Origin of the sequence: Kitasatospora sp. NBC_00374 (assembly GCF_041434935.1) — a bacterium.
Classification (GTDB): domain Bacteria; phylum Actinomycetota; class Actinomycetes; order Streptomycetales; family Streptomycetaceae; genus Kitasatospora.
In genome coordinates, this window is the sequence record NZ_CP107964.1 from 4,795,925 (window position 1) to 4,822,738 (window position 26,814).

Annotated in this window: 23 protein-coding genes; 11 read left to right on the top strand and 12 right to left on the bottom strand. The window is 73.1% G+C overall.

All coding sequences use genetic code 11. The annotated features are described in order from the left end of the window. Nucleotides 1–10: 10 nt before the first annotated feature. A complete protein-coding gene (locus OG871_RS21655; protein WP_371498624.1) occupies nucleotides 11–529 on the bottom strand; it encodes a hypothetical protein in 519 nt (172 codons plus the stop codon). 92 nt (nucleotides 530–621) lie between these two features. Continuing rightward, nucleotides 622–2,037, bottom strand: a complete 1,416-nt coding sequence (locus tag OG871_RS21660) for an MFS transporter (RefSeq protein ID WP_371503377.1) — start codon at nucleotides 2,035–2,037, stop codon at nucleotides 622–624. A gap of 432 nt (nucleotides 2,038–2,469) precedes the next feature. Here OG871_RS21660 and OG871_RS21665 point away from each other — a divergent pair, with 432 nt between their 5' ends. Both OG871_RS21665 and OG871_RS21670 read left to right on the top strand, forming a co-directional pair. Beyond that, a complete protein-coding gene (locus OG871_RS21665) occupies nucleotides 2,470–3,351 on the top strand; it encodes a DUF3027 domain-containing protein (RefSeq protein ID WP_371503378.1) in 882 nt (293 codons plus the stop codon). A 166-nt stretch (nucleotides 3,352–3,517) separates the two neighbouring features. After that, nucleotides 3,518–6,853, top strand: coding sequence for a sacsin N-terminal ATP-binding-like domain-containing protein (locus OG871_RS21670; RefSeq protein ID WP_371498625.1), 3,336 nt, complete (start codon nucleotides 3,518–3,520; stop codon nucleotides 6,851–6,853). Here OG871_RS21670 and OG871_RS21675 read toward each other — a convergent pair. From OG871_RS21675 to OG871_RS21685, 3 genes are all read right to left on the bottom strand, one after another. After that, nucleotides 6,817–7,104 (bottom strand): hypothetical protein, encoded by a 288-nt coding sequence (locus OG871_RS21675; protein ID WP_371498626.1) that lies wholly within the window; start codon nucleotides 7,102–7,104, stop codon nucleotides 6,817–6,819. The genes OG871_RS21670 and OG871_RS21675 overlap by 37 nt on opposite strands. A gap of 14 nt (nucleotides 7,105–7,118) precedes the next feature. After that, nucleotides 7,119–9,629: an HAD-IC family P-type ATPase gene (locus OG871_RS21680; protein WP_371498627.1), complete on the bottom strand. Its 2,511-nt coding sequence runs from the start codon at nucleotides 9,627–9,629 to the stop codon at nucleotides 7,119–7,121. A 110-nt stretch (nucleotides 9,630–9,739) separates the two neighbouring features. Next, entirely contained in the window at nucleotides 9,740–10,024 is a 285-nt protein-coding gene (locus OG871_RS21685; protein ID WP_371498628.1) for a DUF2530 domain-containing protein, read from the bottom strand. Nucleotides 10,025–10,288: 264 nt separating this feature from the next. Between OG871_RS21685 and OG871_RS21690 the strand changes: the two genes are divergently transcribed. After that, nucleotides 10,289–11,755: an NCS2 family permease gene (locus tag OG871_RS21690; RefSeq protein WP_371498629.1), complete on the top strand. Its 1,467-nt coding sequence runs from the start codon at nucleotides 10,289–10,291 to the stop codon at nucleotides 11,753–11,755. 103 nt (nucleotides 11,756–11,858) lie between these two features. Here OG871_RS21690 and OG871_RS21695 read toward each other — a convergent pair whose 3' ends face one another. After that, nucleotides 11,859–12,515: a creatininase family protein gene (locus tag OG871_RS21695; protein ID WP_371498630.1), complete on the bottom strand. Its 657-nt coding sequence runs from the start codon at nucleotides 12,513–12,515 to the stop codon at nucleotides 11,859–11,861. Between the two features lie 74 nt (nucleotides 12,516–12,589). After that, a complete protein-coding gene (locus OG871_RS21700) occupies nucleotides 12,590–13,828 on the bottom strand; it encodes a hypothetical protein (RefSeq protein WP_371498631.1) in 1,239 nt (412 codons plus the stop codon). A 236-nt stretch (nucleotides 13,829–14,064) separates the two neighbouring features. Here OG871_RS21700 and OG871_RS21705 point away from each other — a divergent pair, with 236 nt between their 5' ends. Beyond that, the gene (locus OG871_RS21705) at nucleotides 14,065–14,535 is read left to right on the top strand and encodes an ATP-binding protein (RefSeq protein WP_371498632.1); all 471 of its coding nucleotides are present in this window, start codon (nucleotides 14,065–14,067) and stop codon (nucleotides 14,533–14,535) included. Nucleotides 14,536–14,692: 157 nt separating this feature from the next. Next, nucleotides 14,693–15,058, top strand: a complete 366-nt coding sequence (locus OG871_RS21710; RefSeq protein WP_371498633.1) for a hypothetical protein — start codon at nucleotides 14,693–14,695, stop codon at nucleotides 15,056–15,058. Between the two features lie 168 nt (nucleotides 15,059–15,226). Here OG871_RS21710 and OG871_RS21715 read toward each other — a convergent pair whose 3' ends face one another. Both OG871_RS21715 and OG871_RS21720 read right to left on the bottom strand, forming a co-directional pair. Then, entirely contained in the window at nucleotides 15,227–17,209 is a 1,983-nt protein-coding gene (locus tag OG871_RS21715; protein WP_371498634.1) for a hypothetical protein, read from the bottom strand. 255 nt (nucleotides 17,210–17,464) lie between these two features. Beyond that, complete coding sequence (locus tag OG871_RS21720; protein ID WP_371498635.1) at nucleotides 17,465–17,890, bottom strand: DUF5994 family protein; 426 nt, start codon at nucleotides 17,888–17,890, stop codon at nucleotides 17,465–17,467. Nucleotides 17,891–18,144: 254 nt separating this feature from the next. On the opposite strand from OG871_RS21720, the gene OG871_RS21725 reads away from it, so the two are divergent. The 3 genes from OG871_RS21725 (at nucleotide 18,145) to OG871_RS21735 (ending at nucleotide 21,042) form a co-directional block, all read left to right on the top strand. Next, the gene (locus tag OG871_RS21725) at nucleotides 18,145–18,564 is read left to right on the top strand and encodes a CBS domain-containing protein (protein WP_371498636.1); all 420 of its coding nucleotides are present in this window, start codon (nucleotides 18,145–18,147) and stop codon (nucleotides 18,562–18,564) included. Between the two features lie 86 nt (nucleotides 18,565–18,650). Beyond that, nucleotides 18,651–19,196, top strand: coding sequence for an FHA domain-containing protein (locus OG871_RS21730; protein ID WP_371498637.1), 546 nt, complete (start codon nucleotides 18,651–18,653; stop codon nucleotides 19,194–19,196). A gap of 103 nt (nucleotides 19,197–19,299) precedes the next feature. Beyond that, the gene (locus OG871_RS21735) at nucleotides 19,300–21,042 is read left to right on the top strand and encodes a hydrogenase maturation protein (protein WP_371498638.1); all 1,743 of its coding nucleotides are present in this window, start codon (nucleotides 19,300–19,302) and stop codon (nucleotides 21,040–21,042) included. Here OG871_RS21735 and OG871_RS21740 read toward each other — a convergent pair. Beyond that, on the bottom strand, nucleotides 20,996–21,367 hold the full coding sequence (locus OG871_RS21740) for a VOC family protein (RefSeq protein ID WP_371498639.1): 372 nt from the start codon (nucleotides 21,365–21,367) through the stop codon (nucleotides 20,996–20,998). The genes OG871_RS21735 and OG871_RS21740 overlap by 47 nt on opposite strands. 151 nt (nucleotides 21,368–21,518) lie before the next feature. Here OG871_RS21740 and OG871_RS21745 point away from each other — a divergent pair, with 151 nt between their 5' ends. Both OG871_RS21745 and OG871_RS21750 read left to right on the top strand, forming a co-directional pair. Continuing rightward, nucleotides 21,519–21,953 (top strand): MarR family winged helix-turn-helix transcriptional regulator, encoded by a 435-nt coding sequence (locus tag OG871_RS21745; protein WP_371498640.1) that lies wholly within the window; start codon nucleotides 21,519–21,521, stop codon nucleotides 21,951–21,953. A 401-nt stretch (nucleotides 21,954–22,354) separates the two neighbouring features. Further along, a complete protein-coding gene (locus tag OG871_RS21750; RefSeq protein ID WP_371503379.1) occupies nucleotides 22,355–23,632 on the top strand; it encodes an MFS transporter in 1,278 nt (425 codons plus the stop codon). Nucleotides 23,633–23,680: 48 nt separating this feature from the next. Here OG871_RS21750 and OG871_RS21755 read toward each other — a convergent pair whose 3' ends face one another. Then, nucleotides 23,681–24,196 (bottom strand): GNAT family N-acetyltransferase, encoded by a 516-nt coding sequence (locus OG871_RS21755; protein ID WP_371498641.1) that lies wholly within the window; start codon nucleotides 24,194–24,196, stop codon nucleotides 23,681–23,683. 81 nt (nucleotides 24,197–24,277) lie between these two features. Here OG871_RS21755 and thpR point away from each other — a divergent pair, with 81 nt between their 5' ends. Further along, nucleotides 24,278–24,868: an RNA 2',3'-cyclic phosphodiesterase gene (gene thpR / locus OG871_RS21760; RefSeq protein ID WP_371498642.1), complete on the top strand. Its 591-nt coding sequence runs from the start codon at nucleotides 24,278–24,280 to the stop codon at nucleotides 24,866–24,868. A 64-nt stretch (nucleotides 24,869–24,932) separates the two neighbouring features. On the opposite strand, the gene OG871_RS21765 is transcribed toward thpR, so the two are convergent. After that, a complete protein-coding gene (locus tag OG871_RS21765; RefSeq protein WP_371498643.1) occupies nucleotides 24,933–26,699 on the bottom strand; it encodes a beta-galactosidase family protein in 1,767 nt (588 codons plus the stop codon). Nucleotides 26,700–26,814 lie beyond the last annotated feature (115 nt).

The window sequence follows — 26,814 nt, forward strand, 5'->3', positions numbered from 1 at the left end:
GCGGGAGGTGTCAGCTCTCGGTGTGGAGCTCGAAGTACCAGACGCCGTAGATGTCGTTGGTCTTCTGGTCGGCCTCGACCACGGTGACGGTGGTGGTGCCGGAGGTGTTCAGCAGCGTGGAGGCGAGCACCGTGCCGGAGAAGGTCGAGTCCTTGACCTCCTGCGCGATCGGCGACTGGCCCTGCTGGCCGCCGTCGGTGAACGCGAACCAGCCGCGCTCGCCGGTGTCCGGGTCCACGCCGACGCCGACCCGGTCGCCGGCCTTGACGTCCAGGGACTCCAGCTTCTTGTCCTTGCCGGCCTTCTTGGCGTCCAGCTGGCACTTCTCGATCTGCGCCTGGTCGAGCGGCTTGCCGCCGTTGTAGCAGAGCGGTGCGCTGCGGACCGAGGAGGTGCCGACGACCAGCGTCGCCTCGCGCTCGGCGGGCTTGCCCTGGCTGCTGGCGTAGGCGATCGAACCGCCGACCGTGCCGGCGCCGATCACGACGACGGCGCCGAGGGCGGCGATGACACGGGTGCTGAGGCTCATGGGCAAGAGGCTACCGGGCTTTCGCGATCACGGTGCGTCGGGGTGGCCGAGTCGGCCGCGGCATCCCCACGGGCGGCCGATCCGCGGGCCGCTCAGGCCACCCGGGGCCGGGTCGCGGAGCGGTGCGGGCCGATCCGGAACAGCGACCAGACGGTCAACAGCAGCGACACGCACATCACCCCCGCCGCGAGCGCCAGGCCGAGCACCGCGTTCAGCGGCAGCGAGATGCCGACCACCCCGCCGGCCACCCAGGACAGCTGGAGCAGGGTCTCCGAGCGGGCGAAGGCCGAGGTCCGGACCGCCTCCGGGACGTCCCGCTGGATCAGCGCGTCGAGTGCCAGCTTGCCCAGCGAGGCCGCCATGCCGGCCGTCGCGGCCACCACGACCACGGTCAGCAGCCCGTACCAGATCGCCGCCGCGGCGGCGGCCACGGTGGCCAGCAGCAGCACCGTCGTGATAATCACCTCGGAGCCCCTGGTCCGCAGCCAGGACCCGAACACCGACCCCAGCGCGTTGCCCACCCCCGCCGCCGCCGCGACGATGCCCAGCGTCGCGGTCTCCGGCAGGCCGCCGACCGGGTCGTTGCGGATCAGGAAGGCCAGGAACATCACCAGGAAACCCACCAGGAACCGCAGCGAGGCCACCCCGCGCAGGGCCAGGATCACCGAGGGGCCGACCGCCCGCAGCACCCCCTTGGGCCTGGCCGGCCCGTGCTCCTCGGAGTGCAGCACCGCCCGCTGCTCGCCCTTCGCGGAGTCCACCTTGTGCGGCAGGTGGAAGGCCATCAGGGTGCCGATCACGAACACCAGGAACGCCCCGCGCAGCGGCCAGCCCGGGCCGATCAGGTGCAGCGCGCCGCCCACCCCGGCGGCCACCATGGTCGCCAGCAGCCCGGCCAGCGTGACCCGGGAGTTGGCCTTCACCAGGGACAGCTGCGGCGGCAGCAGCCGCGGCACCACCACGCTGCGCACCACGCCGTACGCCTTGGAGGCGACCAGCACCCCCAGTGCCTCCGGGTAGAGCGCCAGCCCGCCGGTGGCGATCGTCCCGGCCATCGTCCAGGCCAGTACCGCGCGGGCCAGCATGGACATCGCCATCGCCGAGCGGCGGCCGTGCGGCAGCCGGTCCAGCAGCGGGCCGATCACCGGGGCCAGCAGGGCGAACGGTGCCATCGTGATCAGGAGGTAGAGCGCGACCCGGCCGCGTGCCTCGCCGGTCGGCACCGAGAAGAAGATCGTGGAGGCCAGCGCGATGGTGATCAGCATGTCGCCGAAGGAGTTCAGCGCGTGCAGCTCGATCAGCTTGGCCAGACCGGACTCGCCCGCGCCCTCGGCGGAGGTCGCCCGCCGGATCCGCCGCCCGGTGCCGTGCACCACCTTGCCGGTGCGCGCGCCGGCGGCGGAGGCGCCGCGGGTCAGCACGTTGCGCGATCGGGCGGGCCGCGCCGAGTCGTCCTCCGGCTGCGGCTCCGGTTCGCCGGCCGGGGGGACCGTCGGCTGTCGCGGCACAGCCTCCGCCTCCGCGTGGTCCTCGCCCTGCGGGGAGTGCGGTCCGTGCTGCGACGGGGTCTCGTCCGCCACACCGCAATCCTGCCCGAGAATGGCGTGGCCGACGAGTGATTGACGCTTGCGTACGGATGGCGAGTCGCCGTCGGGCCGGTGTCGGGGGCGACCGGCACGGGCGTCGTGGTGCCCCGGGCTGTGCTCCCCGGTCGACTGGCGGGTAGCCTGCACTACGGCGTGTGCCGGGAGGTGACAGGGGAGGGGCCAGGGCGGCGCGGCCCGTCCCGGAGGTGTCCCCGGTTCGAGCAGAATGGATTCGGTACCCGGCGGGCCGACGCCCGTCGGCAGCACTGCGGGCCCGCCCCGGCGGGGCGGTGGGCCGGATATCTACCGCAGGAACGACAGGACTGGGAGAGAATCGACGCCGTGAGCGCTGCGATGCGAAGCCGTACCCCGGACCGGCTCTGTGCCGAGGCCGTCGAACTCGCCCGCCAGGCCGCCGGGGAGGCGGTAGGCCCCGAGAGCGTGGGCGCCCACCTCGGCGTCCAGGCGGACGGCGACCGTGTCGTCACCCATACCTTCGAGTGTCTGGACGCCGCGTACCGCGGCTGGCACTGGGCCGTGACCGTGGCGCGGGCGCCACGGGCGAAGAACATCACGCTGGACGAGACCGTCCTGCTGCCGGGCCAGGACGCCGTCCTCGCCCCCCAGTGGGTGCCGTGGAGCGAGCGGCTGCGCCCCGGCGACCTCGGCCCCGGCGACCTGCTGCCGACCGGTGCCGACGACCTGCGCCTGGAGCCAGGCTGGACCGGCGAGGACGAGCCCGCCCCCAACTCCGTGCTGGCGCTGGCCGCCGAGGAGGAGGTCGTGGTCTCGGACCCGGACGTCCAGCCCGCGCCGGCCCGGGCCCGGATCGGTGCGATCGCCGAGGAGCTCGGCCTCGGCCGTCCCCGGGTGCTCTCCCGGCTCGGCCTGCACCTGGCCGCCGACCGCTGGGAGTCCACCTTCGGGCCGCAGACACCGATGGCCCAGGCGGCCCCGGCCTCCTGCACCAGCTGCGGCTTCCTGGTCCCGATCGGCGGCTCGCTCGGCCAGGCGTTCGGTGTGTGCGGCAACGAGTTCGGCCCGGCCGACGGCCAGGTGGTCTCGCTCGGCTACGGCTGCGGCGCGCACTCCGAGGCCGCTGTGCTGCCCGCCCCGCCCGTCCCGTCCGAGCTGATCCTGGACGAGACCGTGGTCGAGCCGCTGCAGCTGCGCCCGGACCGCACCGGCGGCTCGGTCGAGCCCGACGCCCCGGCCGAGGAGCTCGGCCACTCCTGACGGCCCGGCATCCACGTCCGACAGACCCCGTCGTACCGGCGGGGTCTGTCGCTGTCCGCACCCGTCCGGCCACCCGTCGAACACGCTCCCGGACAGCCCGCCGATCGGCTCGCGCGCGGCCTGCCGCGCCCACCCGTGGTCGGTGATGTCGGCCGGGCAGGGAAGAATGCCCCCGTACGCACGACAGCTCGGCGGAAGGCGGCAGGTCGCGGTGGAGCCTCGGATCATCGGCAGTGGCACGGACGGACAGGCGGCTGACGTGTTCGACACGGCCGGACTGCGCAGGCGGGTGCTGGACGCCTGGACGGCCACGCCCGCACGGTTCCGCGAGGACGCCAACGCGGAGGAGGAACTGGCCCTCGGCGGCTACCGCGACCGGCTGATCGTCGAGCTTGCCCAGAACGCCGCCGACGCGGCCGCCCGCGCCGGCACCGGCCCCGGCCGCTTCCGGCTGACCCTGCGCGAGGGCGTGCTCGCCGCCGCGAACACCGGCGCCCCGCCGGACGCCGCCGCCGTCGAGTCGCTCTCCACCCTGCGCGCCTCCGCCAAGCGGGCCGACGGCGACGGCGCCGTCGGCCGGTTCGGCGTCGGCTTCTCGGCCGTGCTGGCGGTCAGCGACGAACCGGCCGTGCTCGGCGGCCACGGCGGCGTCCGCTGGTCGCTCACCGAGGCGCACGCGCTCGCCGCGGCCCGGCCCGAACTCGCCGAGGAACTGCGCCGCCGCGAGGGCCACGTCCCGCTGCTGCGCCTGCCGTTCCTGGCCGAGGGCGCCGCCCCCGACGGCTACGACACGGTGGTGGTGCTGCCACTGCGCGACGCCGCCGCCGAGGACCTCACCCGCAGGCTGCTCGCCGAGATCGACGACGCCCTGCTGCTCACCCTGCCGGGCCTCGCCGAGGTCACCGTCGAGACCCCCGACGGCGTGCGCACCCTGACCCGCGCCGCCACGCTCGCGGAGCCCGGCGGCCCGACCCTGGTCACCATCACCGACGGTGACCGGCAGGCCAGGTGGCAGACCGTCAGCCGGTCCGGCGAGGTCGCCCCCGAACTGCTGGCCGACCGCACCACCGAGGAGCGCGCCCGCCCGTACTGGTCGGTGACCTGGGCCGTCCCGGTCACCGCCGACGGCACTCCGCAGCCGCCCCGCACCACCCCCGTGGTGCACGCGCCCACGCCCAGCGACGAGCCGCTCGGCGTGCCCGCCCTGCTGATCGCCGGGTACCCGCTGGACTCCACCCGCCGGCACGTCGCACCCGGCCCGCTCACCGACTTCCTCACCGAGCGCGCCGCCGAGGCCTACGCTGACCTGCTCCGCGTCCGCGGCGCCGACCTCGGCTCGCTCGGCCTGGTGCCCGCCCCGCTCGGCCAGGGCGCGCTCGACAACGCCCTGCGCGCCGCGATCCTGGAGCGGCTGCCCGCCACCCCCTTCCTCCCGCACCCCGGCACGGTGGACGAGGGCACCCCGGCCCTGCGCCCCCGCGACGCCACCCTGCTGGAGGGCGCCGACCACCTGGTGGTGGAGGCGCTCGCCCCGATCTTCCCCGGCCTGCTGCCGGCCGGCCTGGAGCGCCGCAGCGAGCTGCGCGCGCTGGCCGTGCGGCGGGTGCCGCTGGCCGAGGTGGTCGACCAGCTCGGCGGACTGGACCGCGAGCCGGCCTGGTGGCGCAACCTGTACGCGGCGCTCGGCGGGGCCGACCCGGAGTCGCTGGGCGCGCTCCCGGTGCCGCTGGCCGACGGCCGTACGGTCACCGGCCCGCGCCGGGTGCTGCTGCCCTCCGACGCCGCCGACTGGGCCGGCTACGAGGGGTACCCGGAGGCGCTCGCCGAGGCCCTCGAACTGCTCGACCTGCGGCTGGCCCACCCGGAGGCCGCGCACCCGCTGCTCGCCAAGCTGGGCGCCGGCACCGCCACCCCGGCGGGTGTCCTGGACACCCCCGAGGTCCGGGCCGCCGTGGCCCGCTCGCTGGAGGTCGGCGAGGACGACTTCGACGCCGCCGTGGACCTCGCCGACGCCGTGCTCGCCCTGGTCAAGGCCGCCGACGCGACCCCCGGCGGCCACCCCTGGCTGGCCCGGCTCGCGCTGCCCGACGACGAGGGCGAGCTGACCCGGGCTGGCGAGCTGATCCTGCCCGACAGCCCGCTCGCCGCGCTCGCCCGCGAGGACGACGCCGGCTACGTGGACGACGACCTGCTGGACCGCTGGGGCCCCGACGTCCTCGCCGCCGCCGGAGTGCTGTCCAGCTTCGCGCTGGTCCGCGCCGAGGACGTCGTGCTCGACCCGGACGACCTGGAGCGGCTCGACCCGACCGCCCCGGCCGACCGCGCCGCCGGCGGCCGTCCGACCGGCCTGCTGGACGAGGCCCCCGACGGCCTCGCCGACTGGTGCGAGGACGTGCTGGAGGCCCTGCACGCCGACGACGCCGACCTCGGCGTCCCGCCGGTCGCCGCCGAGCTGCTCGCCGTCCGCGACCTCGACCTGGTCGACGACGCGGCCTGGCCCGAGGCGCTCGCCCTGCTGGCCCGGCCGCCGTACCGCGAGGCCGTGGTCAACCCCGTCCGCACCCTGCTGCCCGACGGCAGCTACACCGACCTGCCGCCGTACACCGCCTGGTGGCTGCGCGACCACCCGGTGCTGGACGGCCGCGAGCCGGCCGGCCTGCGGGCCGCCGGCGCCGACCCGCTGCTGCGCGGCCTCTACGACGAGGCCCGCACCACCCTGGACGAGCTGTTCCTGCACGCCCTCGGGGTACGCACCACGCTGGCCGCCCTGCTCGCCGAGCCGCACGGCCCGGAGGAGCTGCTGGACCGGCTCACCGACCCGGCCTCCGAGGTGACGCACCGCCAACTGCACGGCATCTACACCGCGCTGGCCCAGCTGCCGGCCGAGCGGGTGGAGTCGCTGGACGTCGTGCGGGCGCTCACCGCCCTGGACGAGGAGACCGGCCGGCGCGGCGACCGCACGGTGATCGTGGACGCCGCCGAGGCGGTCGTCGCCGACGCCCCCGACCTGGTGGAACTGCTGCACGGCCACCCCGTGCTGCCGGTCGCCCCCGCGTTCGCCGCGGACCTCGCCGAACGGCTGCACGTCTCGCTCGCCAGCGAGGTGGCCGGCGGCCGGGTGCTCTCCGAGGGCAGCCTGCACCGGGTGCCCGCCGTCGTCCGGGAACTGCTGCCCGGCTGCCCCGCCGCGTACGAGGAGCACGAGGAACTGCTGGTCGTCGGCCCGGACGGCCAGGAGGCCGCCGTGCACTGGCGCTGGGACACCGCCGCGCCCGTCCCCGAGCTGCCGTACGACCCCGAGGACGCCGAAACGGCCGACGAGGACGACGAGTTCGAGGTACCCCCGGCACCCGGCCTGCTGCACGCCGCCACCCCCGAGGGGCTCGCGGCCGGCCTGGCCTGGTCGGTTGGCCAGTGGCACCGCCGGTTCGAGATCCTCGCCGCGCTCACCGAGCCCGACCGGGCCTACGAGCTGCTGGCCGCCCGTGACTTCGAGTCCTGACGGTCCTTGAGGTCCCGCAGCGAGGCCAGCTCCTGAGCCTGCCGGGCCGCCTCCGGGGCCCGGAGTGCGCGGTACACCAGCACCGCGCACCCGGCCCCGAAGGTCAGCAGCACCAGCAGCATCCCGCCGCGCGGCGCGACGTGCCCGGTCAGCCGGGCCACGGCGTGCAGCGCCAGCGCGCCCACCACCGCGGCCGCCCCACCGGCCGCGAAGGCGATGAACGCCTCCAACTCCCCGCCCCTGCGCGCCATGACGCCCCCCGCCGCTACGCGTCCGTCCGGCGGACGATCACCCGCCAGACCACCTCCAGCAACAACCCCGCCACCACCGCGATACCTACCCCCACCCAGGGATCGCGCACCCCCGACAGCGACAGCTGGAAGAACTCCGACAGCCACGGCACCACCAGCACCAGCGTGAACGCCCCGCACATCGTCGCGATCAGCAGCAGCCGCCACCAGGTGTACGGCCGCGCCACGATGGCCAGCACCCAGATCGCCACGATGAACAGCGTCAGGGTCGCCACGCTGGTGTCCGCCTCCAGGTCGGTCGAGTCGTTGGCCCGCGCCACCATGTACGCCGCGAAGGTCGCCGTCCCGGCGATCACCCCGCCGGGCACCGCCAGCCGCAGCACCCGCCGGACGAAGCCGGTCCGCGCCCGCTCGTTGTTGGGCGCCAGCGCCAGGAAGAACGCCGGTACCCCGATGGTCAGCGTGGACAGCACCGTCGAGTGCCGGGGCAGGAACGGGTACGGCACGTTGGTGAACACCACCAGCAGGGCCAGCAGCACCGAGTACACCGTCTTCACCAGGAAGAGGTTGGCCACCCGCTCGATGTTGCCGATCACCCGGCGGCCCTCCGCCACCACCGACGGAAGCGTGGCGAACCGGTCGTCCAGCAGTACGATCTGCGCCACCGCCCGGGTCGCGTCGCTGCCGGTGCCCATCGCCACCCCGATGTCGGCGTCCTTCAGCGCCAGCACGTCGTTGACGCCGTCGCCGGTCATCGCCACGGTGTGCCCGCGCGACTGCAGCGCGCCGACCAGGTCCCGCTTCTGCTGCGGCGTCACCCGTCCGAACACGCTGGTCAGGTCGACCGCCTCGGCCAGCGCCTCGCCGTCCGCCGGCAGGTCCCGGGCGTCCACCGGCCGCTCCGCCCCCGCCAGGCCCAGATGCGAGGCCACCGCGCCGACCGAGACCGCGCTGTCGCCCGAGATCACCTTCGCCCGGACCCGCTGGCTCTCGAAGTAGCGCAGCGTGGGCGCCGCGTCGTCGCGCAGCCGCTGCTGCAGCACCAGCAGCGCCAGCGGTTCCAGCCCGGCGGCCGGGTCCGGCGCGTCCAGCGCGACCGTCGTCCGGCCCAGCAGCAGCACCCGCAGACCTCTGGCGCCCAGCTCGTCCACCTCCGCCAGGGCCGGGTCACCGGCCGGCAGCAGGACGTCCGGAGCGCCCAGCAGCCAGCTCCCCTCGGTGCCCTGCGGCTCCAGCAACTGCACCCCGCTCCACTTGCGGGCGGACGAGAACGGCATCGCCTCCAGCACCCGCCAGTGCCCGTCCGGCGGCGGGCCGTAGGCGTCGATCACCGCCTGCATGCTCGGGTTCGGCCGGGAGTCCGCGCCACCCATCGCGCCCAGCGCCTGCCCGAGGAGCTCGGGGTCCGCGAAGGCGTGGCCCGCCGGCGGCCCGCCCGGCCCGGGCCGGTCGTCCGCGCTCCGCCGGGCGTCGGCGCTCCGCAGCGGCCGCAGCTCGACCACGTCCATACCGCCCTCGGTGAGCGTGCCGGTCTTGTCCAGGCAGACCGTGTCGACCCGGGCCAGGCCCTCGATCGCCGGCAACTCCTGGACCAGGCACTGGCGGCGGCCCAGCCGGATCACCCCGATCGCGAACGCCACCGAGGTCAGCAGCACCAGTCCCTCCGGCACCATCGGCACGATGCCCGCCACCATCCGGCGGACCGCCTCCCGCCAGTCGTTGCCCTCCACCGTCAGCTGGCTGATGACCAGGCCGATCGCGGTCGGGATCAACAGGTACGTGATGAACCGCAGGATGTCGTTGATCCCGCTGCGCAGCTCCGAGCGCACCAGCGTGAACCGGCTCGCCTCCTCGGCCAGCTGCGCCGCGTACGCCTGTCGCCCGACCTTGGTGGCGGTGAACGCCCCGGCGCCGGCCACCACGAAACTGCCGGACATCACCTCGTCACCGGGGTGCTTGAGCACCGGGTCCGGTTCACCGGTGAGCAGCGACTCGTCGATCTCCAGGCCGTCCGACTCGGTCACCCGGCCGTCCACCACGACCTTGTCGCCGATGCCGAGCAGCACGGTGTCGTCGAGGACGATCCCGCCGGTGGGCACCGCCTGCGCCGTGCCGTCGCGGCGGACCTGGGGCCTGGCCTCGCCGATCAGGGCGAGGCTGTCCAGGGTCTTCTTGGCCCGCAGCTCCTGGACGATGCCGATCGCCGTGTTGGCGACGATGACGAGCCCGAACAGGCCGTCCTGGATCGGTCCGACCACCAGGATGATGCCGAACATGACGCCGATGATCGCGTTGAACCGGGTGAAGACGTTGGCCCGGACGATCTCCCTGGCCGACCGGCTGGAACGTACCGGCACGTCGTTGACCTGGCCGCGTGCGACCCGCTCGGCCACCTCCGCCGCGGTCAGGCCGACGGCCCGCTGCGGCCGGGGACCGGTCGCGTGGGCGCCGGGGGCGGCCAGGGCGGGCCGGGCGCCGAGACTGGCGCTCCCGACGCCGGAGGGGTCTTCCGCGGGGTGCGTCATGGCATGACTCTATGGGGGCGATATGTCCGCTGCGCCCCACTGTGAGGCGATTCAGGCCAACCGGGTGGCGGGCCCGGTCCGGCCCGGCCTCGCCCCGGCGCGGCTTCGGCTCAGCCCGGCTGGTTCTCCGCCGCCGGTCCTTCGGCCTGGGCGGCGGCGCGGTCGCGCCGGATCGCCGAGCGGCGCGACACGCAGTACCAGAGGCCGATCAGCCCGAGCAGGCCGCCGGACAGGCAGATCCACGGCCAGGTGCCGTGGTCGTGCTCGGACAGCGAGCTCTGGAAGGGGACCAGCGCCACGAAGGCGACGAACCACAGCACCGTGCCACCGCCGACGATCGCGACGTCATTGGCCTCCAGCGGCGGAGGGGAGGGGTGCAGCGGGGTCTTCGGCATGGGGCCTAGCGTACGGGGACGGCGTGGGAGCACGGCAGAGGTGGGGGTGCCGCGGTGATCGGAGATGGTCGAGGAGTGTCGTAAGGGGTTTCTTCTACGCGCGAAGATGGCGCGTGCACGACCCAGGAACTCATACTTGGGATTCCGGTCGGTCACCGGCAGGTCGGCTCTCCCCCGAGCGCGAGCGCCAGTACCCCCGGCGGACCCGGCCACCGTCGCTCGGGTGCCCTTCCTCCTCCGCCCCCACCCGACGAGGACACCCGAATGCCTCCGCTGGCCAACTCGACCGACGCGTCGGACGCCAAGCCCGACCCGGCGGCGCCGCACCCCCCGACCGGCGCCGTCGACCGCTACTTCCGCATCTCCGAGCGCGGCTCCACCCTCGCGCGCGAGGTCCGGGGCGGCGTCGCGACCTTCTTCACCATGGCCTACATCCTGGTGCTGAACCCGATCATCCTGGCCAACGCCGTGGACATGAGCGGGACCCACCTCGACAGCGCCCAGCTGGTCACCGCGACCGCCCTCACCGCCGGGCTCACCACCCTGCTGATGGGCGTGATCGGCAACGTCCCGATCGGCCTGGCCGCCGGCCTCGGCGTCAACACCATCGTGGCCCTGCAGCTGGCCCCGCGGATGACCTGGCCGGACGCCATGGGCATGGTGGTGCTGGCCGGATTCGCGATCATGCTCCTGGTCGCCACCGGCCTGCGCGAACGCGTCATGAACGCGGTCCCGCTCGGCCTGCGCAAGGCCATCGCCATCGGCATCGGCCTCTTCATCTGCCTGGTCGGCCTGGTCGACGCCGGCTTCGTCAGCCGCATCCCGGACGCCGCCCACACCACCGTCCCGCTGCAGCTCGGCAGCAACGGACACCTGCTGGGGTGGCCGGTCCTGGTCTTCGTCCTCGGCCTGCTGCTCACCCTGGTGCTGCTGATCCGCAAGGTGCCCGGCGCCATCCTGATCAGCATCGTCGTGATGACCGGCGTCGCCGTGCTCATCCAGCAGCTCACCCACCTGTCCGACGCGGCCTGGGGCCTCACCGTCCCGCAGTGGCCCGGCAACCCGGTCGCCGCCCCCGACTTCGGGCTGGTCGGCCAGGTGGACCTGCTCGGCGGCTTCTCCCAGGTCGGGGCACTCACCGGGGTGCTCTTCGTCTTCACGGTGCTGATGTCGTGCTTCTTCGACGCGATGGGGACCATCCTCGGTGTCGCCGACGAGGCCCACCTGCTGGACGAGAAGGGCGACCTGCCCGGCATCAACCGCATCCTCATGGTCGACGGCATCGCCACCGCCGCCGGCGGCGCGACCTCCTCCTCCGCCAACACCTGCTTCGTCGAGTCCACCGCCGGCGTCGGCGAGGGCGCCCGCACCGGCTTCGCCTCGATCGTCACCGGTGCGCTCTTCCTGGTGGCCCTCTTCCTCACCCCGCTCGCCACCATGGTCCCCGCCCAGGCGGCCACCCCGGCCCTGGTCACCGTCGGTTTCCTGATCCTGGCGAACTCCATCACGGCGATCGACTGGACCGACTACACCATCGCCGTCCCGGCGTTCCTGACCATGGTGATGATGCCGTTCACCTACTCGATCACCAACGGCCTGGGTATCGGATTCATCACGTTCTGCGTGCTGCGGGTGGCGGCCGGCAAATGGCGGACGGTGCCGATCGCGATGTACGCGGTGGCGGCGGTCTTCGTCTTCTACTACATGATGCCTGCGCTGGGCCTGCTCTGATCCGGCAAACCTGAACGGCAGGCGAGGCTGTTCCCGCCGGTGCCATCGAGCCCTTCCCTCGTTCGGGGGAAGGGCTCGATCCGTTGACCCGGGCGGCGCCTGATCAGCTCGCGCTCAGGACTTCCAGGTGGGCCGCTGCGGATCGGGTCAGGCTGTCCAGGATCGCCTTTCCCTTCACCGAGGTGGCCAGGGACGGGCTGCCGATGATGCCGTTCTCGGTGTAGCCGGTCATGCCCAGGGTGAGCAGGTGCGGGCGCTCGGGGGCCGAGTGGTCGTCCCCCTCGATCCCGTCCCGGATGAGGTGTGGGGCGCCGTGGAGCAGGAGCGAGACTTCCAGCTCGCCGCCGTGCATGTCTGCCGCGCCGGTGCTCTCCAGGCCTGCGTCCTCGCGAGCCCGGTGCCAGTCTTCCCGGACCGGGAAGAGCGCGAGGTTGCGGCCGGTGGTGTTGGCCTCCTGGACGACGTTGGAGAGCACGTAGTTGCCGCCGTGGCCGTTGACGACGATCAGCCCGGTGATGCCGGAGGCCTGGAGTGACTTCCAGATGTCGTTGACCACCGCGTAGAGCGTGGCCGCACTGATGCTCACAGTGCCCGCCATGGACGCGTGCTCGTGGGAGCACGACATGGTGATGGGTGGCAGGAGGAACAGGTCGTAGTCGGTGGCGATGCGCTGAGCGATCACGCTGGCGATCACGGTGTCGGTGGTGAGGGGCAGGTGCGCCCCGTGCTGTTCGAAGCTGCCGACGGGGAGGACAGCCACGCGGGAACCTCGGCGGAGCTCGTCGGCGGAAGTGGCCTGAGTGATCAGTGCGTCCATGGCCTCAGCTTCTCCCATCAACTCAGGCTCGGGCGAGGGCCGATCACGCTGCGGGCGAGCGACAGCCGGGCGGAGAACTCCGCCACCGCCGGGACGTCGCTCCAGCTCATCAGGGCGTTTCCGGCTGCGGTGAGTTCGGCGAGCGCGCGGGCCGATTCCGTGTCCAGTGCGATGGACAGGGCGCGGTCCGCTGCTGCGGCCCCCTGTTCCGGCTCGCCTGCGGTCGCGTAGGCGCGTGCGAGCCGCGAGAGGTACACGCCGTGGTCGTTGCGGTAGACCTGCGGCAGGGTGACCAAACCCGTCTCGAAGACCCGTGCGGCGCGCTCCGGCTCGCCGAGCTCGATCCAACAGTTGGCGCGCTGCATCTCGACGTACGTCGGTGTGCAGTACGCCGTGTCCAGCGCGGCATCGTCCTCGGGTTCGTCCGGGGCCGCGGCGAGCTCGGCGGCCTCGTCGAACTTCGTCTGAGCGAAGCGGGTGTTCCCCAGAAGGGCGTGGCCTTGGGCCTCCTGCTGCGTCGCGAGCGCCCGGATTCTCGGCGTCACCCCAGGCACCCTCTGGGCGGCCCGCGAGAGACTGACGGCCTGCTGGGGGTGCCGGCGGGCGGTGGCCTGGTTGCTCTTCCGGAAAAGCACGTAGGACGTCATGAGGTCGTCGCCGGTCTCCTGGGACCACTCCATCGCCCGATCCGACCAGGCAGCCGCCTGCCTGAAGTCGCCGAGATCCTGGTAGAGCCACCCCAGGAACTCCGCCATGCGCGCACCAAGAGTGAGCAGATCCTCCCGCACCGGACCGAAGGTGTGGAGCTGAAGACGGTCGATCGACCTGACGTGCCGTTCGACGGGATCGAGTGCGTGCCGCGCGCCGAAGAGATTCGCCGCCTTGTAGTGACTGGGCATGATGGTGCGGATCTGTGCGGCGAAGAACTCGGGCTCGATGAGCTGGCGTGGGGCGGCCCTTTCAGAGGTCGCCTCGGGCATCGGTTGGCGATGCGTCGGCCCGGGCGGCGCAGGTGATCCGCCTTGCTGCTCCCACGGGCGGGTGGCGAGCCCGAGCATATGCCCGGGGATACGCAGGCCGTCTGCAACCCGTTCGACCAGGTCGATCTTCTCGATCCGGCGCTTACCTGCGATCACCTCGCCGACTCGGCTCGGTGTCAGATCACACGCGCGAGCGATCAGTGACGGGTAGATGCCGGCGTGCTTCAGCAGCCGGAAGACTGCGGAGAAGTCCCTGGCCCGGCACGCAGTGATCATCTCGGGATCTGCGAGAAGTGCCCGCGGAAGTCTCTCCGGAAGTCGCGCATCCGTCACGTGGCACCCCCGTCGGTCGCGTGATCTTCCTTGACCTCAGCAGAAGTTGATTGTCTGTGAGTTTACCCACGCTGGGTAATCGCGCTGGGTACGTTGCCGCTCCTCCGCTTCGCAATCCTGAAGGCGGGCGCCCGGATGGCTGGGCGCTTCGGTGGACAGCCTCGGAGGGCGGTGCCGGAATGATCAGGTCGACGGGCGCGCGGGAAAGGGTCAATCCGCGCCGAGAAGAGGATCTGCCTGCCGGATCAGGATGCTGGCTGCCGCGCAGCCGTAGGTCCGCCGGCCAGGCCCGGTCCGCTCTTCGAAGCTTCCTGCTGGAGCGGGGGCATTCCGAACGGTTCCTCGATGTCGGTCAGTTGGTTCTGTCGGAGCTGGTGACCAATGCGGTGGAGCACGCCCGGACGCCCGGGCGGTTGATCGCGGTCAAGTTCGAGATTGCGGCGGCTGATCAGCTCCGGATCGAGGTGCACGACGCGAGCGACCGGCGACCGGTCCCGCCGACGGACGTTGACGTCGACGTCGCCGCAGAGTCGGGGCGCGGTCTGTGGCTGGTGGAGAGGCTGGCGGTGGCGTGGGGGTGTTCTCCGCGTCCGGGTGGTGTCGGGAAGTTCGTGTGGGCCGTGGTCGGTCCGGTGGAAGGGGAGTCATGAGTGGGGGCTACCGCTCTGTGCGGGTGCGGGTGCGGCTGGAGCGTTGCTTCTACTGCGGTGCGGGGCTTCGGACGGCGGCGGCGCGGTTCATCGTGGTGGTTGGTCGGACGGTTGCGGTGCATTGCCACCATCCGCGTCGTTCGGGTGAGGTGGCGGCATGACGGACGCGTCGATGGTGGGCTGGCCGGCGGCGCTCGTCCCTTCGCCTGTGCCCGCGCTCGGGGACTTCCGAGTGGTGGCGGGGATCGAGGGTGTGATGCCCGAGGTGTCGTTCGGGAGTGTGCCGGAGGCTCTTGAAGCGTTGCTCACGGTCCTGGACGGGCTCACTCTGGGCGAGCAGCATCGCCAGTACCTCGAAGGACGCTTGACCGGCCGGTGGGCGCGCGAGTTCATCGTTCAACGGATCGGTAGTCGCGGCGACTTCACGCTGACGGTGCGGTTGGTGGACGCGTCGGGCCGCTTCCCCCGGTGGGTGGATCATCCACTGCGGATCACGGCGCGGACGTCGGGGGCTGGCCGGTGATTTGGCGGGTTCGTCCTGGGGCCGTAGCTGCCGCGCGATCTTGGGCAGGCTTCTGGACCTGGCCGAAATGTGGTCGAGTGGCCCCCGGTCTTGCCCGGCGGCGCGCAGCGCCGCCCTTGAGGAAGTGAAGCGGATTCGTGACGGCCTCAGAGCAAGTCGGGTTCTCGACTACGGCAGGCCGCCGACGGGGACGGTGAGCGCGGTCGCTTCGGTTTCGGTCTCGGGGGCGATCGGGATCTCGGGGGTGCGGTACCGGTCGAGGAGGGCGAGTGCGATCGCGGGGACGGCCAGGTAGACCAGGAGGACGACGAGGGCCTGGGTGGTGCCGTGGCCGTCGAAGTAGATCGAGTTGCGGAGCAGGATGTAGGCGTTTCGGGGCGGGAGGAACGGTCCGATGTCACGCCAGAACGCCGGGAGGTACGGGACACCGTTCGCCCCTCCGGAGGAGGGGTTGCCGAACTGCACCATGACGATGACGGTCACGAGGGTGCCGGCGGCTCCGAGGAGTTTCTGCAGGACCGCGGCGACGAGCGCGACGCCGGCGATGATCAGCGACAGGATCGGCCAGACGAGCCAGAACTTGTCCAGCGGGTAGCCCCGGAGCCAGGGGCCGACGACGAGGTTGACCGCCAGGCCGGCGAGGACGGAGAAGCCGAGGAGAGCGGTCAGGCGCCGGCGGCCGGTGGCGCTGCCGGTGGTGGCTTTGAGGATGGTCGAGGCCATGTAGCCGCCGACCAGCAGTGGGATGATCATCAGCGACGGGACGAGGCCGAAGGGGTCCTTCTTCGCCAGCGGGTGCGGTGCGTACTGCTGGACGTTGAGGGGCTGCCCGAGTCTCTTCGCGGCGATCTCGAAGTTCGCCGCCAGGTCGAGCGGGGCGACGTCGCTGAGGGTGGGGACGACGAGCAGGGTGTTCGACGTCGGCCCGGGGATGAGCGCGCCGTAGATCTTGGCCTGGTCGATCGCGTTCTTCGCGGCCTGCTCGTTCGGGTAGAGCGTGACCTTGAGGGAGAGGTTCTTCTGGGTCGCGGCCAGGAGCGGGGACTGGCCGGTGGCACCGAACGGCATGTCGGTCGCGACGGGTTCGTGTGCAGAACTCATGTAGTTGGCGGTGAAGAGGCACTGCATGAGGGCGGCGATCGCCAGCGCGACGAGGACCCGGACGGCGGTCTTCGGGCCCCGGGCCTTTCCGCTCGGGGTGTCGGCGGGTGCACCTGCGCCGACTGTCCTGACCGGCCGCCACCGTCCCAGGAAGCCGATGACGATGCCGCCGACCAGCGCGTACAGGCCGAGGATGATCAGCGGTTCGGTGATGTTGTTGCCGTTGAAGTAGATGACGTTGCGGATCAGGGTGACGGCGTGCTGGGGCGGGAAGATGGCGCCGAGGTGCTGCCAGTAGTCGGGCAGGAGGGTGACGCCGACGCCGCCGGCCGCGGAGCCGCCGACGATGATGAACAGGGTCGCGACCACGAGGGTGCCCGGCGGTCCGAGGAGGCGTTGGAAGGCGGCGGCCGCGAGGGCGACGGACGCGGCGATCAGGATGAAGCACGGCAGGAGCGGCCAGAAGTGGCTGTTGGAGTAGGCGCCGATGCCTGGTCCGGCGATGAGGTCGGTCAGCAGGGCGCCGACCGCGGAGTATCCGACGAGCATGGCCACGTGCCAGGGGGCGGCCGCTGTTCTGGTTGCTTTGAGCAGCAGGGTGGCCGCCAGGTAGCCGCCGATGAGCAGCGGGATCAGGAGCAGGCCGGAGACGCCGCCGAGGCGGTCGTACTTCGGCAGCGGCTTGACGGTCTGTACCGTCAGGGGCCTGCCGAGCTTCTTGGCCGCGTCCTCGAACGCGGCCTCCACCTCCACCTGAGCGAAGAAGCTCTTCGCGGGGACCACGATCAGCGTGTCGTTCGTCGCGCCCGGCAGGTAGGCCCCGTAGAGCTTGCTCTGGCCGATCGCCTCCATCACCGCGGACTCGTCGGCGTAGCTCAGGGTCTGGAGCGACACCTTCGAGGACACCGCGTTCACGACCGGGGACGCGCCGGTCACCCCGAACGGGGTGTCGCGCAAGACGAGCAGCTGCAGCGCGCTGACCAGGCAGAGCGCGAACAGGCTCTTCAGAACCAGCACGACTCCCAACGCGACCAGGGCCTTCTTCAGCATGCGGACGCCCACCGGTCCGTGTCGGTCCTGCGGCCTGCACCGCACCCCGGACCGGCGGCGTTCGCGTTCGCCACCAGGGTCGAGCCGTCGATCCCGGCCGGACAACTACGCATCGTGCCCATGGCTGCACGCTAAGAGCTCCGTGCGTGTGGGACCTCTCCGGTGGTGCGGCCGGGTGAGGGGAACGCTCCGCCATTGCCGCCACGGAGGAGCGCCCGGGGGTCACGGTGTTCCACTACGACGGTGACCACGACCTCAGGCCGCGCGGGTGCGCAGGAGGTCGGTGGCGGTGGCGTGGTTGCCCGCGGTGGCGGCGCGGGTCATGGCGGCGGTGGCCGTGTGGGCGGCGGTGTCCGGGGGGATGACCAGGAGGACGAACTGGTCCTGGAGGCCGCGGGTGAGGCTCATGGTGTCGCCGCTGGCGCTGAAGCGGCCGATCCGCACGAGCAGGCCGGCGACCTGGACGGAGCGGGGCACGGTGTCCCAGGTGGAGGTGTCCAGCCCGACCCGGACGATGGGGCCGTAGTGGGCGGACAGTGCGGTGATCAGGTCCGGGAGTTCGGCTTCGAGGTCGCGGGTCCGGGGCCACCAGGCGCCGTCGAACATGCCGTTGCGGGCGAGGCTGGTCTCCAGGGCGAGGCGCGGGAGCAGTGGTGAGGGTGAGGGTGACTGTGTCGGCATCACGGGGTGCCGCCCGTCCCGGCCCGTCGAGGGGCCGCGTTCGACCAGGGTGACACCGGCTCGGTCGCCGGTACGGGAGTCCTTGGTCCTTCCACGGTACTCCGCCGCTGGCCCGCGCCGGGCCGGGCCTGCGGCGGAGTACCGTGGAGGCATCCAGGGCTTCTCGTATCCCGGCCACCCTCGTCCGGTTTCGTCCTGGGTGCGTGACAAGGCCGGGTCGGTCCAGGCCGGCCCGGGGACGGGCCGGTGCAGCCATGGCCATTCTGATGACACCGCCGACGGTGGCGACGGCTGCGGGCACCGTCGGAGCCGTGATGGCCGCGCCCGACTACCAGATCACCGACGACACCAGCATCGACCGGGCCAATGACGTCCTGCGCGGGGCGAACGTCCCGTACCTGGTGCTGCGCGACCACGACGGCCGCTGCTCCGGCCTGGTGACGAGGGCTCAGCTGGCCCCGTTCCTCGCCGATCCGCGTCTCGCCGAGCGCGTTCCGATCCGGGACGTCGCCCATGACCAGGGGCCGTACGCCTGGCCGGAGATGGCCGTCGACACGGCGGCCGTGGCGATGCAGGTCAGGTCGCTGCAGGCGTGGCCGGTGGTGGACGACGAGGGCTTCCTGCTGGGAGTGCTCACACCCGACCGGCTCGCCCGGGCGGTCTACGAAGGGTGACCGCGGAAGGGTGATCGCGGCGGTCGGGCCGTCGCGGTGCTGCTGGATTCTGGACAGGGCCCCGGCGGGCCGCTGACAATCTGTTCATGACCTCTCTCGAGTTCCGCACCCAGGTGGCCCGGCCGTCGCAGGTCGAGCGTGACCGGGCGCTGGACGTACTGCGGGAGGGAGTGGGCAACGGGCAGCTGTCGCACGACACGTTCATCCGGCGGATGGAGCTCGTGCTGACCGCCCGGAGCCGGGCCGAGCTGGCCACGGTGGTGGCCGATCTGCAGACGTACGGGCGGTTCCAGCGGGCGGTGCTGCGCGGGGTGGCCAAGGTGTCGGCCTTCCAGGTCCGGCTGCGGCGGACGTGGGAGACCGAGCAGCTGCCCGGCCTGCGGCTGCCGGGGCCGGGGGCGGCCCGGGTGGTGATCGGCCGGCAGACCGGCGCGGACCTGCGGCTGGGCGACGCCTCGGTGTCGCGGGTCCACGCCGAGCTGCGGCCCGCGGCGGACGGCTGGGTGCTGCAGGACCTGGGCTCCAGCAACGGGACGTTCGTGAACGGCCTGCGGGTGGTGGGCGCGGTGTCCGTGCGGGCCGGGGACCAGGTGCGGTTCGGGCGGCTCGGCTTCCAGCTGATCGTGGAGTGACCCGTCGGCGGTCGGATCCGGTCCGCTCCGGCCAGGTGCGGTGACGTTCCGTCATGCGGCGAGTACCTTCGGTGGGATCCGTTCCGCGCCGTTGGAGGGCACCGTGCGCATCCTGCTGCTGGCCAGCGCGTTCAACAGCCTCACCCAGCGCGTCCACGTCGACCTGCGCCGGCGCGGCCACACCGTCGCCGTCGAGCTGGCGCCGGGGGAGGACGCGCTGCGGGTGACGCTGGGCCGCTTCGCGCCGGACCTGGTGGTGGCCCCGATGCTGACCCGGGCGGTGCCGGAGGACGTCTGGCGCCGGTACACCGTGCTGATCGTGCACCCCGGGCCGCCGGGCGACCGCGGCCCGTCCTCGCTGGACTGGGCGATCGCGGACGGCGCCGCCGAGTGGGGTGTGACGGTGCTGCAGGCGGTCGCCGAGATGGACGCCGGGCCGGTCTGGGCGTCCGCGTCGTTCCCCGTACCGCCGTGCGGGAAGAGCGAGTTGTACCGGACCGAGGTCGCCGACGCGGCCGCCGCGGCGGTGGCGCTGGCCGTCGAGCGGTTCGCCGGCGGCGGCTTCGTCCCGGCGGCGGGTGCCACCGGACCCCTGCGCCCGTACCACGCGCAGGAGTTCCGGCGGATCGACTGGGCCGCCGACCCCACCGCGACGGTGCTGCGCAGGCTGCGCGCCGCGGACTCCCAGCCCGGTGTGCTGGACACGCTGTTCGGCCGGGAGTACTTCCTGCACGGCGGTCACCCGGAGGACCGGCTGCGCGGGGCGCCGGGTTCCGTGCTGGCGACCAGGGACGGTGCGATCTGCCGGGCCACCGCGGACGGCGCGGTCTGGATCCCGCAGCTGCGCCCGCGCAGGGTGCCGGGCGGCCCGGCGACGTACAAGCTGCCGGCGGCGCGGGTGCTGGGCGGGCTGCTGGCGGGGGTGCCCGAGGTGCCGGTGGAGCCGGCCGCGGCGGCCCGGCGGGAGACCTGGTCCGAGCTGCGCTACCGGGAGCGGGACGGGGTCGGCCACCTGGAGTTCGCCTTTCCCGGCGGGGCGATGAGCACGGGTCAGTGCGAACGGCTGCTGGCCGCGTACCGCGAGGCGTGCGCCCGGCCGACGTCGGTGCTGGTGCTCGGGCCGGCCCGGGACTTCTTCTCCAACGGCATCCACCTCAACGTGATCGAGGCGGCCGAGGACCCGGGTGAGGAGTCCTGGCGGAACATCAACGCCATGGACGACCTGGTCGAGGCGGTGCTGACCACGGAGAAGCTGACCGTGTCGGCGCTGGCGGGCAACGCCGCGGCCGGCGGGCTGATGCTGGCGATCGCCGCGGACGAGGTGTGGTGCCGGGCCTCGGCGGTGCTCAACCCGCACTACCGGCTGATGGGGCTGTACGGCTCGGAGTACTGGACGTACACGCTGCCGCGCCGGGTCGGCGAGCACCACGCCGGTCGGCTGACCTCGGCGGCGCTGCCGGTCGGGGCGGCGGAGGCGGCCGAGCTGGGCCTGGTGGACCGGGTGTGGGCGGGCGACGCGGCCCGGTTCCGGGCCCGGGTGGAGCGGGAGGCGGCGGCGCTGGCGGCCTCGCCGGCCCTGGCCGACCGGCTGCTCGCGAAGAAGCGGCGGCGCGCCCGGGACGAGGAGCTGCGCCCGGCGGCGGCCTACCGTGCGGACGAACTGGCCCGGATGCGAAGGAACTTCTTCGATCCGGGCGAGCCGTACCACGGGCTGCGCCGGGCCTTCGTGCACCGGACCGGACCGGCCGGGACGCCGGAACACCTGCGGGTGGGGCCGGGAGCCGGGGGCGTCCGGGAGGTCAGCGCGGGCAGAGGCAGAACGGGTGGCCCGCGGGATCGAGCATGACCGTCCAGCCGTCGCCGCCGGGCTGGTGGTCGGGCCGGACGGCGCCGAGCTCCTGGGCCCGGGCGACGGCGAGCTCCACGTCGTCCACGTGGAAGTCCAGGTGGAACTGCTTGCTGCCGTTCGGGTTGGGCCACGGCGCGGGCCGGTAGTCGTCGACCCGGCCGAACCCGATCGGGGCGCCGCCCTCGACCGGGTTGGCCAGCATCGCGTACTCGGCCTGGCTGTGGGCGATCTCCCAGCCGAGCACGCCGGCGTAGAACTCGGCGAGTGCGGCCGGGTCGGCGCAGTCGATGGTGACCATGGCGAGGTCGGCGAATCCGGGCATGACGGTGGTCTCCCTGGGCTGAGTCCGGACTGAATCGATCGAGTGTTCGATAAGCATGCCGCATCCGAGGGTCGGATGTATGGCAACGCGCCGGACGGGGCGGGTGGGAAATGGATTTTCCTTAGCGAAAGTAATGACATAGGCTAAGGACATGCCCGAGATGTCCGAGGACGACCTGGCGGCGATCAGCCAGCTGCGTTCGTCCGCGATGCGCCTTGCCCGCCGGCTGCGAAACCAGCGGGTCGAGGAGTCGTTGAGTCCCACCGAGATCGGGGTGCTCGGCACCCTCGGCCGGTGCGGCAGTGCCACCCCCGGCGAGCTCGCCAGGCGTGAGCACGTCCAGCCGCCGTCCATGACCAGGATCATCGCGATGCTGGAGGAGAAGGGGCTGGTGCGGCGTGAGCCGCACCCGGAGGACCGCCGTCAGGTGGTCGTCAGCAGCACCGACCAGGCGGACGAGATGCTCGCCGAGTCCCGCCGGAAGCGGAACGCCTGGCTGGCCGACCTGGCCGGCGGGCTCACCGAGGAGGAGTGGGCGCAGCTGCGTGCGGCGGCGCCCGTGCTCTACAAGCTGGCGCACCTCTGACGGGGGGCCGCGACAGGCGCGCCTGCGACCGGCGCGCCCGCGACATCAGGCACGGAAACACGAAGGAGTACCGCATCACCGCAGGACCGATCAGAGAGACCAGTCGCGCGACGGCAACCCTGCCCGCCGCCGCGCACCGAGGGGAGCACCACGTGACACCGCCGGCCGCAGCCAGCGCCGCCATCCGTACCGACGACTCCACCACCGATCCGGCAGCGGGTACCGCCGCCACCGCCGAGAGCCAGGCGCCCGCACCCGTGGGCCTGCCGGGCACCGGCGACGACGACCCCTGCGAACGCACCGCGGCGGCCTCCACCGCCGCGTCCGCCCCTTCGGGGGACAGCTCCACCCGCAGTTCCGGCGTCGGCCCCACGGGGGCCCGCTTCACCCGGCCCGGAGGGATGTTCTCCTCCCTGAGGGTCCGTAACTACCGCTACTTCTTCGCCGGCCAGATCGTCTCCAACTCGGGGACGTGGATGCAGCGGATCGCCCAGGACTGGCTGGTCCTCAGCCTGACCGGCAGCCCGTTCGCGGTCGGTGTCACGACGGCGATGCAGTTCCTCCCGATGCTGCTGCTGGGCCTGTGGGGCGGCGTCCTCGCCGACCGGCTGCCCAAGCGGCGTCTGCTGATCGTGACCCAGGGTGTGATGGGTCTGCTGGCCGCCGGGCTCGCGGTGCTGACCGTCACCGGTGCGGTGACCGAGTACTGGGTCTACCTGTTCGCGCTGCTGCTCGGCCTGGTGACGGTGGTGGACAACCCCACCCGGCAGGCCTTCGTCAGCGAGATGGTCGGTCCGAAGGACCTGTCCAACGCGGTCAGCCTGAACGCCGCCAACTTCCAGTGCGCGCGGCTGGTCGGCCCGGCGATCGCCGGTCTGCTGATCGCCGCCGTCGGCAGCGGCTGGGCCTTCGCGGTCAACGCGCTGTCCTTCGCCGCCGTGATCGGCGGACTGCTGGCGATGCGGACGAGCGAGCTGCGGCCCACCGCGCCGATCGCCCGGGAGAAGGGCCAGCTGCGCGAGGGCCTGCGCTATGTGCGCGAGCGTCCGGAGCTGCTCTGGCCGATGGTGCTGGCCGGGTTCATCGGGACGTTCGGCTTCAACTTCCCGACCCTGCTCTCCGGTTTCGCCCACGACACCTTCAAGGTGGGCCCCGGCCAGTACGGTCTGCTGAACACCGCGATGGCGGCCGGTTCACTGGTCGGCGCGCTGCTCGCGGCGCGGCGGGGGATGCCCCGGCTGCGCGGCCTGGTCGCCGCGGCGCTGGCCTTCGGCGCGCTGGAGGTGCTGGCCGCGTTCGCGCCCGGGTTCTGGACGTTCGCGATCCTGCTGACCCTGATCGGCGTGTTCGGGCTGACCTTCAACACCTCGGTGAACTCGGCGCTGCAGCTGGCCACCGACCCCGCGATGCGCGGTCGGGTGATGGGCCTGCTGGTCCTGGTCTTCACCGGCGGTACGCCGATCGGTGCGCCGCTGGTCGGCTGGGTGACCGCCGAGTACGGTCCGCGGGTCGGTCTGCTGGCCTGCGGCCTGGTGTCCGCCGTCGCGGCGGGCGTGGTGGGCCTGGTGCTGGCCCGCGCCGCGGACCTGAAGGTGCGGGTCGACCTGCACCGGGGCAGCCGGGTGGTGACCGTGGTGCCGCGGACGGTGTCCAGGCAGCAGCTGGCCACGGCCAGTTGAGACCGGGCCGGGCCGCCGCCGAGCGGATGGCGGCCCGGCCCGACGGCCTCAGAGCCGGATCTCCAGGAGCTGTCCGGGCCACGGGGTGCCGGACTGGTCGACCTCGAAGGACTCGGTCGGGGTGAACCCGAGCCGCTCGTACTGGGCGACCAGGCTCCGGTCGTCGCCCGCGTAGCAGTCCACCCGCAGCAGGCCGCGGCCGCGCCGTCGGGTCTCCTCGACGGCGTCGGCGATCAGCGCGGCGCCGATCCCGGAGCCCTTGTGCGCGCGGTCGGTGACCAGCAGCCTGACGTACAGCTCGGGCCGGTCGACGGCGGTCGCGTACTCCGGGCCCTCCTCGGCGAGCACGCAGACGCCGACGGTACGGCCGTCCGCGTCCTCGGCCACCCGCAGCAGGTAGTCGCGGGCGTACCGCTCGGTGCGCTCGACGGCCTTCCGATGGCTGGTCCACGGCTGGTCGCCCCACTGGCCGGTCCGGCCCAGGGAGACCAGCCAGGCGACGGCGGCGTCGAGCAGGGCCAGGGTGGCGGGGGCGTCGGCGGGCCCCCCGGTGCGGATTTTCATACGACAGTTCTAGTCGGTGCGGTCCGCTGTGTGCAGAGGAATGGACGGGAAGACGCCGGCGCCAGGCGGCAGGATGGCGCCATGAGACTCTTCGTGGCGGTGAACCCGCCGACGGCGGCGATCCAGGAACTGGTGGACGCGGCCGCACCGCTGATGGACATGCCCGGCGCCGACCGGCTGCGCTGGAGCGAGGTGGCCGGCTGGCACCTGACGCTGGCCTTCCTCGGCGAGGTGCCGGTGGTGGACGTGCCGGCCCTGGAGACACTGCTGGCCCGGGCCGCGGACGAGCACGGCGCGCACCGGCTGCGGCTGGCGGGCGGCGGCACCTTCGGCGACCGGGTGCTGTGGGCCGGGATCGCGGGGGAGGTGTGGGCGCTGCGGCGGCTGGCGGAGGCCGTCCGGGAGGCGCTGCCGCAGGTCGGGATCGAGTCCGACCAGCACGGTTTCCACCCGCACCTGACGCTGGCGCGGGCCGGCTCCTCGCACGGGCAGCGGCGGGCCGAACGGCGTTCGGCCGTCGGCGAGCTGCAGGCGATGGCGGCCGCACTGGAGGAGTTCCGGGGCACCGAGTGGGAGGCCGCGGAACTGCACCTGATGAGCAGCGAGCGGGGCTTCGGCCCGGCGCGCTACCGGACGGTGGCCTCCTGGCCGCTGGCCCGCTGGGAGGCCTGACCCACGGCGGACGGCGGCCGGGCGGCCCGCTCCCGGGAGGGGGCCGGGCCGTCGCGCCGGGCGTTCAGCCCAACTCCGGTGCCTCCCGCAGCTCCACCGCCGCCGGGGCGGCGTCGCCGAGCTCCAGCACCACGAGGTCGTTGGCGCCCTCGCGCAGCAGCGGCTGCGGGCAGAACAGCGTCGTCTGGGGGCCGGCCGCGTCGTAGCGCCCGAGCAGGAAGCCGTTGACCCACAGGTAGCCGTGCCCGCCGCCGGGGACGGCCAGGAAGGTGTCCCCGGTGGTGCGGAGGGTGAGCGTGCCGCGGGCGAAGACCTCCGGGGCGGGCTCGCCCGGGGCGAAGTCCAGCTCGGGCAGCGGCTCCAGCGGCAGCGGCTCGGCCCGGCACCCGTGCAGGTACTGGCGCTCGTACCGGACGCCGCCGGTGATGCCCTTGGTCTCGCCCACCTGGGGGCCGTAGTTGACCCGGCCGAGCGACTCCACCAGCAGCTCGACCTCGGCGCCGCCCGCCGCCGTCACCGGATCGCCCTCGGCGCCCCGGTACAGCTCGGCCACCCGCTTGCCGTCGAGGCGCAGCGTCGCGCGGTCCCGCAGGCCCTCGACCACGAGCGGGAGTTCGGGGCCGGGCCCGGGGATCCGGAAGGTGTAGCGGACCAGGCCGTGTTCCAGACCGAGCTCCTCCAGCGTCGGCGGCACCGGAGCCTCGACCGCAGGCCCGAACGGCAGTTCGGCGAATTCGGTCAGCTCCACCCGGCCGGCCGCCAGCACCTCGGGCAGCTCGGGGAAGGCGGGTGTGCGGTCGTCCAGGAAGCGGGCCTGCTCCGGGTGTTCGGCCGCGAACTCGGCCAGCACCGCGCGGAACAGCTCGTACTTCCCGGTCGGCGCGCCACGCTCGTCCAGCGGGGCGTGGTAGTCGTAGGACGTGGTGACCGGCTGGTACGGGGAGCGGGTCCACTCGGTCGAGTTGTGCGGCGCGTCCTCGTGGTTGGCGCCGGCGCCGGTACCGAAGTTGGTGCCGCCGTGCGCCATGTAGAGGTTGACCGAGCCGCCGGCCGCCAGGATCCGGCGCAGGGTGTCGGCGGCGTCCGCGGCGTCCCGGGTGTGGTGCGGCTTGTCCCAGTGGTCGAACCAGCCGTTCCAGTACTCCATGCAGAACGGCGGGTCCTGCGGCCGGTGCCGGCGCAGCAGCTCGAAGCCCGCCTCCGGGTCGGAGCCGAAGTTGACGGTGGCCAGGACCCCGGGCAGCGTCCCGGCCGCGAGCATGTGGTCCGTCGGACCGTCCGAGGTGAACAGCGGGACGGTGACGCCCCGGCGCAGCAGCCCGTCGGCGAGGTGGCGCAGGTAGGCACGGTCGCTGCCGAAGGAGCCGTACTCGTTCTCCACCTGGACCAGCAGCACGTTGCCGCCCCGGTCCACCTGACGGTCCACGAGGTCGGGCAGCAGCACGTCGAGGAAGGCGTCGACGGCGGCCAGGTACTGCGGGTCGGAGGTCCGCGCCCGGCGGCCCACGCGCGCGGTGAGCCAGGCCGGCAGGCCGCCGTTGTCCCACTCGGCGCAGATGTACGGGCCGGGGCGGACGATCGCCCACAGGCCCTGGCGGGCCGCCTCGTCCAGGAACGCGGGCAGTTCGGCCAACCGCTCGAACCGGCCCTCGGCGGGTTCGTGCAGGTTCCACGGCACGTACGTCTCGACGGTGTTCAGGCCCATCGCGCGCAGTGCGGCCAGCCGTTGGGGCCACTGCTCGGGCCGGGTACGGAAGTAGTGCACGGCCCCGGAGAGGATCCGAAGCGGCTGCCCGTCCAGTGCGAAGCCGGTGGAGTCAGAGGTGAGCATGCCTCCAGCCTGCGGGAACGCCCCCGGTGGAGCCATGGACAAAGCCCGGCGGCGTGTTGGATTGTTCGTCCGGTGGGCAGGGTGACGGGGTACGCCCGGCCCGCGGACGAGTGGG

Excerpts from the sequence above, each read along its gene's own strand:
- OG871_RS21655 (WP_371498624.1), bottom strand. The coding sequence starts at position 529 with ATGAGCCTCAGCACCCGTGTCATCGCCGCCCTCGGCGCCGTCGTCGTG.
- OG871_RS21665 (WP_371503378.1), top strand. The coding sequence starts at position 2,470 with ATGCGAAGCCGTACCCCGGACCGGCTCTGTGCCGAGGCCGTCGAACTC.
- OG871_RS21670 (WP_371498625.1), top strand. The coding sequence starts at position 3,518 with ATGCCCCCGTACGCACGACAGCTCGGCGGAAGGCGGCAGGTCGCGGTG.
- OG871_RS21675 (WP_371498626.1), bottom strand. The coding sequence starts at position 7,104 with ATGGCGCGCAGGGGCGGGGAGTTGGAGGCGTTCATCGCCTTCGCGGCC.
- OG871_RS21680 (WP_371498627.1), bottom strand. The coding sequence starts at position 9,629 with ATGACGCACCCCGCGGAAGACCCCTCCGGCGTCGGGAGCGCCAGTCTC.
- OG871_RS21685 (WP_371498628.1), bottom strand. The coding sequence starts at position 10,024 with ATGCCGAAGACCCCGCTGCACCCCTCCCCTCCGCCGCTGGAGGCCAAT.
- OG871_RS21690 (WP_371498629.1), top strand. The coding sequence starts at position 10,289 with ATGCCTCCGCTGGCCAACTCGACCGACGCGTCGGACGCCAAGCCCGAC.
- OG871_RS21700 (WP_371498631.1), bottom strand. The coding sequence starts at position 13,828 with ATGATCACTGCGTGCCGGGCCAGGGACTTCTCCGCAGTCTTCCGGCTG.
- OG871_RS21705 (WP_371498632.1), top strand. The coding sequence starts at position 14,065 with ATGATCAGGTCGACGGGCGCGCGGGAAAGGGTCAATCCGCGCCGAGAA.
- OG871_RS21710 (WP_371498633.1), top strand. The coding sequence starts at position 14,693 with ATGACGGACGCGTCGATGGTGGGCTGGCCGGCGGCGCTCGTCCCTTCG.
- OG871_RS21715 (WP_371498634.1), bottom strand. The coding sequence starts at position 17,209 with ATGCTGAAGAAGGCCCTGGTCGCGTTGGGAGTCGTGCTGGTTCTGAAG.
- OG871_RS21720 (WP_371498635.1), bottom strand. The coding sequence starts at position 17,890 with ATGCCGACACAGTCACCCTCACCCTCACCACTGCTCCCGCGCCTCGCC.
- OG871_RS21725 (WP_371498636.1), top strand. The coding sequence starts at position 18,145 with ATGGCCATTCTGATGACACCGCCGACGGTGGCGACGGCTGCGGGCACC.
- OG871_RS21730 (WP_371498637.1), top strand. The coding sequence starts at position 18,651 with ATGACCTCTCTCGAGTTCCGCACCCAGGTGGCCCGGCCGTCGCAGGTC.
- OG871_RS21740 (WP_371498639.1), bottom strand. The coding sequence starts at position 21,367 with ATGCCCGGATTCGCCGACCTCGCCATGGTCACCATCGACTGCGCCGAC.
- OG871_RS21745 (WP_371498640.1), top strand. The coding sequence starts at position 21,519 with ATGCCCGAGATGTCCGAGGACGACCTGGCGGCGATCAGCCAGCTGCGT.
- OG871_RS21750 (WP_371503379.1), top strand. The coding sequence starts at position 22,355 with ATGTTCTCCTCCCTGAGGGTCCGTAACTACCGCTACTTCTTCGCCGGC.
- OG871_RS21755 (WP_371498641.1), bottom strand. The coding sequence starts at position 24,196 with ATGAAAATCCGCACCGGGGGGCCCGCCGACGCCCCCGCCACCCTGGCC.
- thpR (WP_371498642.1), top strand. The coding sequence starts at position 24,278 with ATGAGACTCTTCGTGGCGGTGAACCCGCCGACGGCGGCGATCCAGGAA.
- OG871_RS21765 (WP_371498643.1), bottom strand. The coding sequence starts at position 26,699 with ATGCTCACCTCTGACTCCACCGGCTTCGCACTGGACGGGCAGCCGCTT.